This is a genomic window from Sphingomonas sp. Tas61C01 (assembly GCF_052567495.1).
Genome location: NZ_CP199583.1, coordinates 1,457,423 through 1,471,802, shown reverse-complemented (window position 1 = coordinate 1,471,802; position 14,380 = coordinate 1,457,423). Strand labels below are relative to the sequence as shown.

The following is a 14,380-nucleotide window of genomic DNA, read 5'->3' as shown; positions in this document are numbered from 1 at the left end:
GATAGCTCCCGGCGTCACCTCTCCTTCCGTCACGCCACCCCAAACGTTATCGCGCCGCGGTCCAGACCTGGGTGCGGCAGAACGGGCCGACGCAGCCCTTCACCTTCAGCGTGTTGCCGCTGCGGATGAGTTCGGAACGGTAGCTCTTGCCGCTTTCGGGGTCGTAGATGCGGCCCTTCCAGCGGCCGTCGTCGGGGGCGAAGCCGGTCAGGAAGACCATGCCGACGATCGGGCGGGTACGCAGCGCCGCGTCGGGGTTGTTGGTGTCGGTGGTCGGCTTGGACGGATCGACCTTCAGCACCTTGGAGATGCGGCCGCAGACATGCTGGCCGCAGGCGCCGATCTCGACCAGCGCCTTGCCTTCGACCGTGACCCAGCGGCCAGCGATCGGGGCCGGTGAGACCGCTGCCGCGGCGGTGCTGGCGGCACCGAGTACTGCCAGCGCGATGAGCGCCTTCATGCCGCGAGCTTACGCAGCACGTAGTGGAGGATGCCGCCGTTGAGGAAATATTCCAGCTCGTTGACGGTATCGATCCGGCACCGCGTCGCGAAGGTTTCTGTGGTGCCGTCGGCGCGGGCCAGCGTGACCTCGACGACCTGGCGGGGGCGGAGCGCGCCGACGCCGAGGATCGTGAAGGTCTCCGACCCGTCGAGCTTCAGCGTCTCGCGGGTGATGCCGTCCGCGAACTGAAGCGGCAGCACGCCCATGCCGACCAGGTTCGACCGGTGGATGCGTTCGAAGCTTTCGGTGATCACCGCGCGGACGCCGAGCAGGTTGGTGCCCTTTGCCGCCCAATCGCGCGACGAACCGGTGCCGTATTCCTTGCCTGCGACGATGACGAGCGGGGTGCCGTCTGCTTTGTAGCGCATCGCCGCGTCGTAGATCGGCATGGTCTCGCCGTCGTACCTGGTCATGCCGCCTTCGACGCCCGGCACCATTTCGTTCCGGATGCGGATGTTGGCGAAGGTGCCGCGCATCATCACGTCGTGGTTGCCGCGACGCGCGCCGTAGCTGTTGAAGTCGGCCTGGCTGACCTGATGTTCCTGGAGGAACACGCCCGCCGGGCTCGCCGCCTTGATGCTGCCGGCAGGGCTGATGTGATCGGTGGTGATCGAGTCGCCGAGGATCGCGAGCGGCTTGGCCTCGATGATGTCCTGCACCGCGCCTGGGGTCATCTCCAGCCCGTCGAAATAGGGCGGGTTGGCGACATAGGTGCTGCCGGCGCGCCACTGATAGGTGTCCGACCCGGTGACCTCGATCCCGCTCCACTTGGCGTCGCCCGCATAGACGTTGCCGTAGCGCGCGCGGAACATGCCGTCGTCAATATTGGCGTCCATCACCGATCGGACCTCGGCATTGGTCGGCCAGATGTCGCGCAGATAGACGTCGTTGCCGTCGCCGCCCTGGCCGAGCGGCGTCTCGATCATGTCGGAGGTGACGCTGCCCTTGATCGCATAGGCGACGACGAGTGGGGGCGAGGCGAGGAAGTTCGCGCGAACGTCGGCCGAGACGCGGCCTTCGAAGTTGCGGTTGCCCGACAGCACCGAGGCGGCGACGATGTCGTTCTCGTTGATCGCAGCCGAGATCGCGGGCGCAAGCGGCCCGGAATTGCCGATGCAGGTGGTGCAGCCATAGCCGACCAGGTTGAAGCCGAGCGCGTTGAGGTCGTCCGTCAGCCCCGCCTTGTCGAGATAGTCGGTGACGACCTGGCTGCCGGGTGCGAGCGAGGTCTTGACCCACGGCTTGGACGTTAGTCCGAGCGCGCGCGCCTTGCGGGCGACGAGGCCGGCGGCGACGAGCACGCTGGGGTTCGAGGTGTTGGTGCAGCTGGTGATCGCGGCGATGACGACGTCGCCGTCGCCGATGCCGTGATCCTCACCCGACACGTCGACGCGGGCAGGCTGTTCCTTGTGGTAGATCTTGAACAGGTCGCCGTTGAACACCTCGTCGACCTTGCCGAGCGAGACGCGGTCCTGCGGGCGCTTCGGCCCGGCGAGCGAGGCGACGACGCAGCTCATGTCGAGTTCCAGCGTGTCGGTAAAGATCGGATCGGGCGCGTCGTCGTGGCGCCACAGGCCGTTCGCCTTGGCATAGGCCTCGACCAGCGCGATCGTCTCTTCGGGCCGCGCGGTGAGACGCAGATAGTCCATCGTCTTGTCGTCGATCGGGAAGAAGCCACAGGTCGCGCCATATTCGGGCGCCATGTTCGCGATCGTCGCGCGATCGGCGAGCGTCATCGAGGCGAGGCCGGGGCCGAAGAATTCGACGAAGCGCCCGACCACACCCTTGGCGCGCAGCATCTGGGTGACGGTGAGGACGAGATCGGTGGCGGTGATGCCTTCGTTCAGCGCGCCGGTCAGCTTGAAACCGACGACCTCCGGGATGAGCATCGACACCGGTTGGCCGAGCATCGCTGCCTCCGCCTCGATGCCGCCGACGCCCCAGCCGAGCACGCCGAGGCCGTTGACCATCGTGGTGTGGCTGTCGGTGCCGACCAGCGTATCCGGATAGGCGATCATCTTCCCGTCGCTCGCGCCGCTCGCGTTCGACGACCAAATAGCCTGGCCGATATATTCGAGATTTACCTGGTGGCAGATCCCGGTGCCCGGCGGCACGACCTGGAAATTGTCGAGCGCCTTCGATCCCCATTTCAGGAACTCGTAGCGCTCCATGTTGCGCCGGTATTCGAGATCGACATTGTCTTCGAACGCTTTGGGCGTCCCGAATTCGTCGACCATCACCGAGTGATCGATGACGAGGTGGACGGGAACCTGCGGGTTGATCTTGGCGGGATCGCCGCCGAGCTTGGTGATCGCGTCGCGCATCGCGGCGAGATCGACGACGCAGGGAACGCCGGTGAAATCCTGCATCAGCACGCGGGCGGGGCGATACTGGATCTCGCGGTCGCTGCGGCGTTCCTGCTGCCAGTCGACGATCGCCTGGATATCCTCACGCGTGACGGTGACGCCGTCTTCGAAACGGAGCAGGTTTTCGAGCAGCACCTTCATCGAGAAGGGCAGCCGGCTGATGTCGCCGAGCTGTGCCGACGCCTTGTCGAGCGAATAATAGTCGTAGGACTTGCCGCCGGCTTCCAGAGTCGATCGGGTGTTGAGGCTGTCCTGGCCGATGGCGGTCATATGCGTCCTTCCTGGTCGCGCAAGCCTGCCTCACGATCCGGCGCTCGGGGAGGCGGCGGAAACCGCGCGGGCGGTGCGGGCGCAAGCGAATTGCGGGTATGTGCGCGGCCTTAGCAAGGGGGGCGGAGCGGGGGAAGGGTGTGCGGCGCCTTTCGACCGGCGGCAGCGACAAGGTCCGAAGCGGCGCGGATCATATGCTCGCGGGGCACGCGCCATTGCTTTGTCGATGCAGGCATCGGAAAGCCGTGGCCATGGAGTCCACTCGATTCGACCGGCTGACAAAGCGCCACCGCGAGTGCCTGCGCGGGGTGCGCGAGCTGAAGGGATCCAAGGAGATCGCCGAGGAGCTCGGGATCGAGAAATCCACCGTCGACAGCTATCTGACCGAAGCCGTGAAGGTGCTGGGCGCGCGCAACCGCCGGGACGCCGCGCTCCAGCTCGACCGCCACGAGCGCGATGTCGACGCCCCATCATCCCCGCGTGCGGACGCCCCCGACAAAATCGGGGGTCATTCTGCACGGCTAGCTGCCGCCACCGATCCGCTGCCAGTGACGGCGTTGCCGGGCGAACAGGTCGCCGGGCGATCGGCAGACGATGCGGAGGAGCCCGGTAAGGGCCGCTTCGCACGGTTCCGGTTGCCCTATCGGCGGAAGGGGCAAGCGGGGAACGAACTCTCTGTCGGCGACCGGTTAATATGGATTCAGGTGATCACCTTGGGGCTGGCGATCGGCTTCGGCATGCTCATGATGGGCCTGCAAATCCTGACCGGTATCATGGAGAGTCTGTCTCGCCACCTTTCCTGACTGGGAACGGGAGCCCTTCGGGGCCGGGAGGATGGCTATGTCCACGACGAACACGATGCCCGCGGCGGATGCCGTGGCGGAATTGCTGTGGCGGATCGAAAGCCAGATCGACGAGGTCTTTGCGACCGGCGGCGAACTGCTCAGCGCGTTGCCGCGTGCCAGGGTCGCCTCCAACCTGCCGGCGATCGCCGGGCAGGCCGCGTTCGAACATTTCAGCCAGGCGCTTCTCGCCCTCGGTACGGCGCGCGGCCATGTCGTCGCCGGCCACCGGGTGGTCGAGAAGGTCGGCAAACAGATCGGGTATGAAACCAACTTCGGCGATGAAAAGCCGAAGGGAATGTTCAACCCGACAGGCGGAGACGTCGCCCAGCTGCGCGTCGCTGCCTAGGCGTCATGGCTTGGCTCCCGGGTCGCTCCTTTTTGGGGCCAAGCCATGACCCATATCATCGTCTTCAATCTGCTCCTCGGTGCCGCCTGCCTCTACGCCTTCACGCGGGGCGGGGCGCCCGAGCGGCTCACCGCCGCCGTGTTCCTGATCGCGGCCTGCGCGAGTTATTATGCTCCCTTCAGCCGGTATCGCCAGGTGGAGCTGACGCTGTTCGCGATCGATCTGGTCACGCTCGCCGCGCTGGCCCTGATCGCCGCGCGCGCCGATCGGTTCTGGCCGCTCTACGTCAGCGCGCTGCAACTGCTCACACTCGCGATCCACGGCGCCAAGGCCTATCAGCCCGGGCTCGTCTACTGGATGTACGGGGGCGCCAGTGGCAAGATCGCCTATCCGATGATCGTCCTGCTCGTGGCCGGCGTCGTCCGGCACCGGAAGCGACTGGGCGAATGGGGCCGCGATCCGGATTGGTCGTTCCGTGCTTGACCTCGACCCTTCGCCGATGACCGACGTCCGGCTGCTGCGCTGGCCGGATCGCGACCGCGACGATTACGAGCGGCTCGCGGCGACGCTGACCCGCGTCCGCACCGTCGCGGCACGGACCCGCGGCGAGCTGATCGCGGTGGTGCCGACCGGGCCCGAGGAGCCGAGCGACCTCGATCGCGCGCGCATGCTGTTCGCGCAACGCCGCGCGCGCGACGACGCGGCGGGTGAGGATGCCGACCTGTTCGGCGACATCGCCTGGGACATCATGCTGGTGCTGTTCATTGCCAACGAGGAGGACCGCGACGTCGACCATGCCACGATGTCCGCCCTCGCGCGGATGCTGCCGCAGACGGTGGAGCGGTGGCTGACGGTGTTGGAGAGCCGCGGGTTGCTGAACCGGCCGGCCGACGACGCCGGGCGGGTGGTGGTGCGGCTCGCGGACCGCGGGTTGGCGCTGATGCTGCGGAGTTTGAGCGTGATCTGAGGGTTGGCGACCCGATCACCCCTCCCCTTCAGGGAAGGGGCTTAGAGGCTCTGGAGCCATATTCGCTGGGCCGAACCGGCGCCTGCGCTCACTCGCCCAGCGCCAGACCTGCGTCTTCGGCATGGGCGCGCATCATCTCCACGCCTTGGCAGATGTGGTTGCCCGCGATCGACAGGCCGAGATCGTCGGCAAGCCGGACCAGCTCTTCGCCCAGCGCGACCGCGCGGCGCATCAATTCGATCCGGATCTGGTCTTCCACGGTCATCGCAACTCCCTGCGGCGCCATATCGTGTCGCGATGTTGCAGCGCAACTGATCACGCATCCAATATCGTTGCAGGACGGGACAATCGACCGGAATTCGAAACGACTCGACGCGCGGCATTTGGCGGTGGCAGTGGTTGAACGGGAGATCGATCATGCTGTTTGCCGTTTCGCTCGCCTTGCCCGCGCCGGCGGAGACGATGAGATGCACCGCGCCGCTGCCCGCCGACATGGCGAGCTGGGCCACACCGGTCGCACTCGAGAACGACACGATGCTCCCGATCGGGCGTGCGGCGCGTGCGACACTCTCGGCCGATGCCAAGCTTGCGGTCGCGCCCGAGAAACTGCCGGCGGCCGGCAGCTTCGGCGGTACCCTGCGTTTTAGGATCGTCAGGCAGGGGCGGTACAAGGTCGCGCTCGATGGTCCGGCGTGGATCGACGTGCTGAACGGCGGCGCGCGGCTTGCCTCGGTTGCGCACAAGCATGGCGAACAATGCTCGTCGATCAGGAAGACCGTCGAGTTCGTGCTGACGCCGGGCAGCTATGCGCTCCAGTTGTCGGGTGCGGCTCGGGCGTCGGTGACCGTGTTCGTGGGTCCTGCGAAGTAGACAGTGGTGTCGAGAGCGTCCCCGCCGGTTCGGTGGGTGACCGAGCGAGAGGAACAAGATGGCTGAAGTGCCCGTCGCTGCATCGATCCCCAGCCCCAAAGGGCTGCCCGTGGTCGGCCATCTCCACCAGATCGCGCGGGCGGGGCTGATCGGCCACCTGCTGAACGTCAGCCGCGACTTTCCGGAAGGCATCTTCAAGCTGAAGTTCGGCAGCCGCGTCGGGGTGTTCGTCACCGATCCCGACCTGGTCGCGATCCTTTCCGACGAGGCCCGGTTCCGCAAGATGCCGGGGCCTGGGCTGCGCGTGGTCCGTCGCTTCGCCGGCGACGGGCTGTTCACCGCGTTCAGCGAGGAGCCGAACTGGGGCAAGGCGCACCGCATCCTGCTGCCGGCGTTCAGCCAACGCGCGATGCGCGGCTATTTCGACATGATCGTCGAGGTGTGCGACCAGCTGGTGGCGAAATGGACGCGGGCGAGCGGCACCGACGTGCTGGTCGCCGACGACATGACCCGGCTGACGCTCGATTCGATCGCGATCGCGGGGTTCGGGCATCGCTTCGACAGTTTCGAGAAGGAGGAGCTCGACAGCTTCCTCCTGGCGCTCGGCCGGGCGCTGAGCGAATCGCTGTCGATGATCACGCGAATGCCGCTGCAGAACCGGCTCGCCAAGAAATCGCAGCGCCAGTTCGACGCCGACATCGCGGAGATGAACGCGCTCGTCGACGGGCTGATCGCCGAGCGCCGCCGGACGCCGACCGACGGCCGCGACCTGCTCAACCTGATGCTGACCGCGGTCGATCCCGAGACCGGCGAGCAGCTCGACGACGTCAACATCCGCTACCAAGTGCTGACGTTCCTGATCGCGGGGCACGAGACCACCAGCGGCATGCTGACCTTCGCGTTCAGCTATCTGCTGCGCAATCCCAGCATCCTCGCCCAGGCCTATGCGGAGGTGGACCGGGTGCTGCCGGGCGATGTCCGGCCCGATTACGCGCAGGTCGCGAAGCTGGAGGTGATCGAGCGCATCCTGAAGGAGGCGCTGCGGCTGTGGCCGACCGCGCCCGCGTTCAGCCTGGCGCCGTTCGAGGATACCGAGGTCGGCGGCTATCTGTTGAAGAAGGACCGCCCGGTCAACGTCTTCGCCCCCGGCGTTCATCGCAACCCGAAGGTATGGGACGATCCCGACAGCTTCGACATCGATCGCTGGCTGCCCGAGAACGAGGCGAAGCACCATCCGCACGCCTACAAGCCGTTCGGCAATGGCGAGCGCGCCTGCATCGGGCGGCAGTTCGCGATGGTCGAGGCGAAGATCGCGATGGCGATGCTGCTGCGTGCCTTCTCGATCAGCGATCCGCATTCCTATCGGCTGCGGATCAAGGAGACGCTGTCGATCAAGCCCGACGAGTTCTTCATGCGGATCCGCCTACGCCAGCCGCACGAGCGCATCGCCGTGGCCCCGGCCGCGACCGCCGCCGCGGACGAGGCTGTCGCTGCGGTGACCGGGACCGGGCAGCGCTTCGCGGTTCTCTACGGATCGAGCCTCGGCACCGCGCGCGACATCGCCGAGGAGATCGCCGAGCGTGCGCGGGTCGACGGGTTCGACGTCGTCGTCCGATCGATGGACGACAGCTTCAAGGGCGGCGCGGCGCCCGAGGATAAGGTGATCGTCATCGTCACCGCGACCTATAACGGACGCGCGCCGGATACCGCGATCGCGGTCGAACGCGCGCTCGACTCGGGGGCGTTCGAGGGCGCCGACTGGTCGGGCGCGCGGTTCGCGGTGCTCGGGATCGGCAATTCGCAATGGCCGAACTACCAACTGTTTCCCAAGCGGGTCGATGCCGCGATCGAGCAGGCGGGCGCCGCGCGGCTGATCTCGCGGGCGGAGGCGGACGGGCAGGGCGATTTCGACGGCGCGGTCGCGGGCTTCGTCCGCGATCTTTGGAAGGCGCTGGGCAGCGACACTGCGCCGAGCGCGTCGGACGCGATGCTGTCGCTGACGCCGGTCGACACCGTTGCCGCGCGCGCCGGCGCCTTGCCCGAACACGCTCAACGATTGGAGATCGTCGCCAACGACGAACTCGTTCGCCCCGCGGACGGCCTGTGGGATTTCGCCAAGGAACCGCCGCGACCGTCGACCCGGCTGATCCGGGTGCGGCTGCCCGCCGAGCAGGTCTACCACACCGGCGATCACATCGCCGTCTATGCGCGCAACCGCCCCGAACTCGTCGAGCGCGCGGTGGCGCGGCTCGGCGTCGATGCGGCCGGACAGCTGAAGGTCGAGGGGCAGGGTGGCCGCTTCCGGCACCTCCCGCTCGGGCAGACGGTGACGGTGGCGCAGTTGCTGTCGGACTTCGTCGAACTGTCCGATCCGCTGCCGAAGCGCGCGCTGGCAGTCGTGGCCGCGCAGACCCGCTGCCCCAACACCAAGCGCGCGCTGGCGGCGCTGGAGGTGGATTACGACGCGGCGGTCGCGGCGAAGCGGATGACGCTGCTCGACCTGCTGGAGGCGCATCCCGCGGCGGAGCTGTCGTTCGACGCGCTGGTCGAACTGTCGGCGCCGATCGCGCCGCGCTTCTATTCGATCGCGTCGAGCCCGCTGGTGGCCCCCGACATCGCCGACCTGATCGTGGGGACCAGCGTCGCGCCGGCCTGGTCGGGGCTTGGCGAGCATCGCGGCTTCGCATCGGGCTATATGGCAGGCGTTGCGCCTGGCGAGCAGGTGTTCGGCTATGTCCGGCGGCCCAACCCGCCCTTCGCGCCCGCGGCGCCCGACGTGCCGATGATCCTGATCGGCCCGGGCACGGGCTTCGCGCCGCTCCGCGGGTTCCTGGCCGAGCGGGCCGCGCAGCCGGGTTCGGCCAAGAGCCTGTTGTTCTTCGGGTGTCGCCATCCCGATCACGACTGGTTCTGCCGCGAGGAGATGGAGCGGTGGCAGGCCGACGGCGTGGCCACGCTCCACCTCGCCTTCTCGGGGGTCGAGAGCCACCCGTGGCGCTTCGTCCAGGACGCGCTCTGGGCCGAACAGGAGCAGGTCTGGGCGGCGATCGAGGCGGGGGCGGCGATCTACCTGTGCGGCGACGGGCGGTTCATGGCGCCGGCGGTTCGCGACACGCTGATCCGGATCTGGATGCAGCAGGTCGGCGGCGAACATGCGCAGGGATCGGCGTGGCTCAACGAGATGATCGAACAGGGGCGTTTCCACCAGGACGTGTTCGGCTTCGGCAAATAGGCCGCGCTTGCCGTCGGCGGCGAACGGGTCCAGCATCCCCACAGGCGCCGTGCGAGCGCCGAGGAGAGCAGCATGCAGCAACTGAGCGCGCAGGACGCGTCGTTCGTCTATCTCGAAACGCCGCACACGCCGATGCATATCGGCTCGGTCGGGATCTACGATCCGTCCACCGCGCCGGGCGGCTTCGTCCGTTTCAAGGACGTGCTGAAGTTCATCGAGAGCAGGCTGGGCGGGGCGCGCAGCTTCCGCCAGCGGCTGGTGCGGGTGCCGTTCGACCTGGATCACCCCTATTGGATCGAGGACCCCGAGTTCGACCTGGAATTTCACGTCCGCCACATCGCGCTGCCCAAGCCCGGCGACTGGCGCCAGCTGTGCATCCAGGTCGCGCGACTCCACGCGCGGCCGATGGATCTGTCCAAACCGCTATGGGAGTTCACGATCGTTGAGGGGCTCGACAACATCGAAGGGCTGCCGAAGGGCTGTTTCGCGCTCGTCAGCAAGGTCCATCACGCCGCGATCGACGGGATGAGCGGGGTCGAGATGTCGGCGGCGGTGCACGATCTGGATGCGGCGATGACCCCGCCCGACAAGATCGATCGCTGGTCGCCCGAGCACATGCCGAACGTCGCCGACCTGCTGACACGGAGCTATTTCAACAGCCTGGTCCAGCCGATGCGCGTGGTCGAGACGATCGGCCGGTCGCTGCCGGGCATGGCCAAGCTCACCGCGCAGGTCGGCAAGGGCGACGTGTCGATCCGTAACGCCCGGCCCGCGCCCAAGACGCGATTCAACGCGAAGGTCTCCGCGCACCGGGTGTGGGATGCGGTGCCGTTCGCGCTGAAGGACATCCGCGCGATCAAGGAGGCGGTGCCGGATGCGACCGTCAACGACGTCATCCTCTCGATCGTCGGCGGGGGGTTGCGCAGCTATCTGCGCGGCACCGACGAGCTGCCGAAGGACACGCTGACCGCGATGGCGCCGATCTCGGTTCGCGGGACCGGCGAGAAGGCGGCGCTCGGCAACCTCGTCTCGGCGATGGTGGTGGGGCTCGGCACCCAGATCGAGGATCCGCTCGAGCGGTTGCGCTTCGTGCATGACGAGGCGGTCAATTCTAAGGCGATGACCAATGCGGTCGGGGCCAAGAACCTCGCCGATTACAGCAAGCTGGTACCCTCTGGCCTCGCCGGGCTCGCGGCGCGGCTGTACACGCGGGTGGGTGCGGCGAACGCGCATGCGCCGGCGTTCAATTGCGTCGTCACCAATGTGCCGGGCAGCCGGGTGCCGCTCTATTTTTGCGGCGCGCGAATGGTGGCGATGTACGGCACCGGCCCGGTGTTCGACGGCATGGGGTTGATCAATCCGGTCTACAGCTATGGCGACACGATCGCGATCTCCTTCACCGCGGATCGATCGGCGATGCCCGATCCGGATCGCTATGCCGATGCATTGCGGGCGTCGTTCGCGGCGCTGAAGGCCGCCACCGTGAAACCCGCGCCCGCGCCGCCGGTTGAGACCAACGACAACAAGCCGGCACCCAAGCCGAAACTCCCGCGAAAAGGAACCAGATGATGGCAGACGACGTGAACGACGCGATCGACCAGGGCGCCAACGCCGCGAAGAGCGCCGCGGAGACCATGCGCAATGCCGGCGAGCAGGCCCGCACCGGCTTCAATGAACGCGTCGTCGATCCCGCCAAACGCGCGGGCGAAGCGATCAAGGCGTCGGGGCAGAAGGTCGCCGAGGGCGGCGCAACGATCGGCACCAAGATGATCGACCAGGCCGAACAGAATGCCCGCGAAGCCTTCGCCGCGATGCGCGAGGCGGCTAGCGCCAAGGACATTTCCGACGTGATGCGGATCCAGGGCGATTACCTGCGCGAACAGGGCCAGCGCAGCATGAGCCAAGCCCGTGAGATCGGCGAGCTGATCATGCAGTTCGGCCGCGACGCCGTCGCGCCGCTGCGGAGTTCGGGCGAGAAGTGAGCGACTGGCGGGCGTGATCCCCGTTAGTCATCTCCACGCAGGCGGGGATCCAGACTGGCAAGCCGCGGCCATCTAATTGCTACGCTAGCCGCTATGGATCCCCGCCTGCGCGGGGGATGACGATACAGGTATCGAGGGAAGGCGCGGACTCCCGCTCAGGCGTGCCCGGCAGACGGATAGACCAAGCCCTTCAGACCGGTCCGCTGGAACGGGTGCCAATCGTCCTGTGCCTGCGACAGCCGGTCGGCAACCGCATACAGCACCGCGGGGTTGACGCCGAGGCCGCAATGGCTGCCGTGGACCTCGATATTGTCGGTCTCGGGGCCCGAGGGCTCCATGCAATTCTGCCACGCGACGACGCCGTCCTCGCGGGTGTAGATCGCCGTCGAGGGCACCGGGGGCGGGACCGCGACTTCGGACAGCTGGTTTTTGGTGTGATCGTCGTCGATCTTCTGGCCGGTCAGATACTCGTATGCACGCCACACGTTAGTGGCGCGCGGGCTGCCTGCGAAGGGCGAGCCGAGCGTGATCACCTGGCGGACCGCGTCGGGGGCACGGCGGGCAACGAGGCGTGCCATGATGCCGCCGAGGCTCCACCCGATCACGCTGACCTTCTGCCCGGTCAGATCGTGGATCGCATGGAGGCGCGCGATGAGCTTCTCGCCCTCGTGCCCAATCGCCTTGGGGCCAAGGTTGCGGCCGAGTTCCCAGGCATGCGCGTCATAACCGAGGCGCTTGAGGTAGCGGCGCAGCACGCCGGTCGAGGTATCGCTGGCTATAAAGCCGGGCAGGACCAGCACCGGATGCCCGTCGCCACGGGGTGCCGCGGCGAGCATCGGCGCGGCGAACGGTAGCGACCCAAGCTCCGCCAGCGCTCGTGGCAGCTCGGTGAGCGCTAGCAGCGCGGAGGGGGCACGTACGGTGTCGTAGCGGTCAGCGGTCTTGGGGGCGGCGGTCGCCATTCGGGCAGTCCTTCTTTGCAGTGCAGCATGAATGCGCAAGTGGCGGGGAAAGTTCATTATAGGCCAAAGGCTTCGCTCCTCACCGCGGCGCGGGCAGCGTCGAGCGCGAGGATCGCGAGGTCGTGCGACACGCCGTCGCGTCCGCGGACCTGATCCTTCAGCATCGCCTCCGCGCGGAAGCCGAGGCTTTCGAACAAGGCAATCGAGCCGTTCTGATCGGTGGTCATCTGCGCCGTCAGCTTGTCGAGCTTGCGGTCGGCGGCGATCGCGAAGATCGCCTCGAGCAGGTCGCGGCCGAGCCCCGCGCCGCGCCGGTCGCCCGACACCAGCAGCCGCACCTCGCCGACATGCGCGCTCCAGCCGAGCGGATCGCGGACCAGCGCGGCGGTACCGACGATCGTGCCATCGTCCTCTGCGACGAGGCTGTCGATCCAGCCCTCCGCGATCGCATCCTGCCACGCCGCGACGACGCGGGGGTGGCGCAGGTCGCGGCCGAGGAACAGCAGGTCGTGTTCGGCAAGCGTGGCGGTGAAGGCGAGCATCGCGTCGCGATCGGCGGGCTGGAAGCGGCGGATGGTGTGGCTCATGTCGACCTCGTCGCCAGCCATTCCACGAGCCGCGGCCACAGTCGGCGGATCGCATTGCCCCCGGCGACCAGGCTGACATGGCCGCCCTTCAGCATCACCTCCTCCTTGTCGGTCGACCCGATCATCCCGAGCAGCGGCGCGGAGGCCGCGGTGGGGACGATATGATCGTGCTGCGCGGCGACGTGGAGGAACGGCGCGGTGATCCGCGCGAGATCGATCGCGCGGCCGCCGACCTCCATGGTGCCGGCGAGCAGGCGGTTCTCCCACAGCAGCTGGCGGGTGGTCTGGCGGAAATACTCGCCCGCGAGCGGCAGTATGTCGGCCGCCCAGCGATCGAACATCCGGAACGACTTCACGAATTCGTCGTCATGGAGGTTGTCGACCAGCCGGACCTGCCCCGCGGCGCGGCTGCCCGGGCGCAGCATGTCGAACGCGGTGTAGAGGTAATCGCCGGGGCAATTGCCGAACGTGTCGACGAGCCGGTCGACGTCGAAGAAGCGCGGATCGGCCCAGGCCTGGAACATGTCCATTTTGGAGAAATCGACCGGGGTGGTGAAGGTGACGAGGTTGGCGAGCCCGTGATCCGGGTGCAGCGCCGCCCAGAGAAGCGACAGGACGCCGCCGAAGCAATAGCCGATCAGGCTGACATCGCGCTCTCCGGTCTCGCGCGCGACCCGCGCCAGCGCAGCGGGCAAAAAATCGAGGATATAGTCGTCCATCCCGAGGCGCTTCTCGTCGGCGCGCGGCGCTTCCCAGTCGAGCATGAAGACGTCGAATCCCGCCTCCAGCAGATATTCGACGAGGCTCTGCCCAGGCACCATGTCGAAGATGTAGCCGCGGTTGGTCGTCGCCATTACCAGCAGGATCGGCACGCGGTACACGTCCTCCACCCGTGGGCGATAATGGTAGAGCCGCATCGTCCCGCGCTCGATCAGTACGTCCTTCACGCTCGCGCCGAGACTCGGGCCGTTGGTGGTGAAGTAGGATAGCCCCTTCAGGTTGCGCCGCATCGCGCGATCGAATTCGCTCCTCGCGGCGGTGAGAAGATCGGGCGCGGTCGCCATCAGGCGGAGGGTGCCGGGGGTTTGCGGCCGCGGGTGGGCTTCGGCTTATCGGGGACGGCGGGCGCCGCGCCGTCGGTCAGCAGCGCCTCGATCCGGAGCAGGGATGCTTCGATCCGGCCGATCCGTGCGGACAGATCCTCGATCTCGCCACGGCTCGGCATGTTTGCGGCAGCGAGCCCGCGCTCCATCATCTGCTTCATGGCCGCCTGGGCATTCATGGTCGCGGCGTTCGCGCCGTGCATCGTCTGCGACCACTGGTCCGACTTCAGCACCTGCCCGCCAACGCTGTTGGCCATCTTCTCCCATTCGCCCAGCATCTCGCGAAAGAACGCGGCCGGATCGGGTATCGTCATGCTGCGCAGCATCGGCGCGGGAAGGGGTGGCGTC

15 protein-coding genes are annotated in these 14,380 nt (G+C 67.4%); 8 read left to right on the top strand and 7 right to left on the bottom strand.

The annotated features are described in order from the left end of the window. Positions 1–46: 46 nt before the first annotated feature. Together ACT009_RS06955 and acnA are read right to left on the bottom strand one after the other, a co-directional pair. Positions 47–460: a DUF2147 domain-containing protein gene (locus ACT009_RS06955; protein WP_445193607.1), complete on the bottom strand. Its 414-nt coding sequence runs from the start codon at positions 458–460 to the stop codon at positions 47–49. After that, positions 457–3,138: an aconitate hydratase AcnA gene (gene acnA, locus ACT009_RS06950; RefSeq protein WP_445193606.1), complete on the bottom strand. Its 2,682-nt coding sequence runs from the start codon at positions 3,136–3,138 to the stop codon at positions 457–459. Before acnA ends, ACT009_RS06955 begins: the two co-directional genes overlap by 4 nt. Positions 3,139–3,278: 140 nt before the next feature. On the opposite strand from acnA, the gene ACT009_RS06945 reads away from it, so the two are divergent. From ACT009_RS06945 to ACT009_RS06930, 4 genes are read left to right on the top strand one after another with little or no spacing between them, the layout of a single operon-like run. After that, complete coding sequence (locus tag ACT009_RS06945) at positions 3,279–3,941, top strand: helix-turn-helix domain-containing protein (RefSeq protein WP_445193605.1); 663 nt, start codon at positions 3,279–3,281, stop codon at positions 3,939–3,941. 37 nt (positions 3,942–3,978) lie between these two features. Further along, positions 3,979–4,329 carry a hypothetical protein gene (locus ACT009_RS06940; protein WP_445193604.1) on the top strand — a complete coding sequence of 117 codons (351 nt, stop codon included), beginning with the start codon at positions 3,979–3,981 and terminating at the stop codon, positions 4,327–4,329. Between the two features lie 45 nt (positions 4,330–4,374). Next, a complete protein-coding gene (locus ACT009_RS06935; RefSeq protein ID WP_445193603.1) occupies positions 4,375–4,812 on the top strand; it encodes a hypothetical protein in 438 nt (145 codons plus the stop codon). Positions 4,813–4,828: 16 nt separating this feature from the next. Then, positions 4,829–5,296, top strand: coding sequence for a hypothetical protein (locus ACT009_RS06930; protein WP_445193602.1), 468 nt, complete (start codon positions 4,829–4,831; stop codon positions 5,294–5,296). 88 nt (positions 5,297–5,384) lie between these two features. Here ACT009_RS06930 and ACT009_RS06925 read toward each other — a convergent pair whose 3' ends face one another. Then, entirely contained in the window at positions 5,385–5,561 is a 177-nt protein-coding gene (locus ACT009_RS06925; RefSeq protein WP_445193601.1) for a hypothetical protein, read from the bottom strand. Positions 5,562–5,713: 152 nt separating this feature from the next. Between ACT009_RS06925 and ACT009_RS06920 the strand changes: the two genes are divergently transcribed. The 4 genes from ACT009_RS06920 to ACT009_RS06905 all read left to right on the top strand — a co-directional run bounded on the left by ACT009_RS06920 (position 5,714) and on the right by ACT009_RS06905 (position 11,380). Then, positions 5,714–6,166, top strand: a complete 453-nt coding sequence (locus tag ACT009_RS06920; protein WP_445193600.1) for a hypothetical protein — start codon at positions 5,714–5,716, stop codon at positions 6,164–6,166. A gap of 58 nt (positions 6,167–6,224) precedes the next feature. Next, a complete protein-coding gene (locus ACT009_RS06915) occupies positions 6,225–9,398 on the top strand; it encodes a bifunctional cytochrome P450/NADPH--P450 reductase (RefSeq protein ID WP_445193599.1) in 3,174 nt (1,057 codons plus the stop codon). A gap of 72 nt (positions 9,399–9,470) precedes the next feature. Beyond that, on the top strand, positions 9,471–10,967 hold the full coding sequence (locus tag ACT009_RS06910) for a WS/DGAT/MGAT family O-acyltransferase (RefSeq protein WP_445193598.1): 1,497 nt from the start codon (positions 9,471–9,473) through the stop codon (positions 10,965–10,967). Then, positions 10,967–11,380 (top strand): phasin family protein, encoded by a 414-nt coding sequence (locus tag ACT009_RS06905; protein WP_445193597.1) that lies wholly within the window; start codon positions 10,967–10,969, stop codon positions 11,378–11,380. The genes ACT009_RS06910 and ACT009_RS06905 overlap by 1 nt, the downstream gene beginning before the upstream one ends. Before the next feature lie 155 nt (positions 11,381–11,535). Here the strand turns inward: ACT009_RS06905 and ACT009_RS06900 are convergent, their stop codons facing one another. Genes ACT009_RS06900 through ACT009_RS06885 form a run of 4 tightly spaced genes read right to left on the bottom strand, consistent with a single transcriptional unit; the run spans position 11,536 to position 14,358 of the window. Beyond that, positions 11,536–12,342, bottom strand: a complete 807-nt coding sequence (locus ACT009_RS06900; protein ID WP_445193596.1) for an esterase/lipase family protein — start codon at positions 12,340–12,342, stop codon at positions 11,536–11,538. A 56-nt stretch (positions 12,343–12,398) separates the two neighbouring features. Beyond that, a complete protein-coding gene (locus ACT009_RS06895) occupies positions 12,399–12,929 on the bottom strand; it encodes a GNAT family N-acetyltransferase (RefSeq protein WP_445193595.1) in 531 nt (176 codons plus the stop codon). After that, on the bottom strand, positions 12,926–13,993 hold the full coding sequence (locus ACT009_RS06890) for an alpha/beta fold hydrolase (RefSeq protein ID WP_445193594.1): 1,068 nt from the start codon (positions 13,991–13,993) through the stop codon (positions 12,926–12,928). The genes ACT009_RS06895 and ACT009_RS06890 overlap by 4 nt, the downstream gene beginning before the upstream one ends. Then, positions 13,993–14,358 carry a poly(R)-hydroxyalkanoic acid synthase subunit PhaE gene (locus ACT009_RS06885; protein ID WP_445193593.1) on the bottom strand — a complete coding sequence of 122 codons (366 nt, stop codon included), beginning with the start codon at positions 14,356–14,358 and terminating at the stop codon, positions 13,993–13,995. The genes ACT009_RS06890 and ACT009_RS06885 overlap by 1 nt, the downstream gene beginning before the upstream one ends. Positions 14,359–14,380 lie beyond the last annotated feature (22 nt).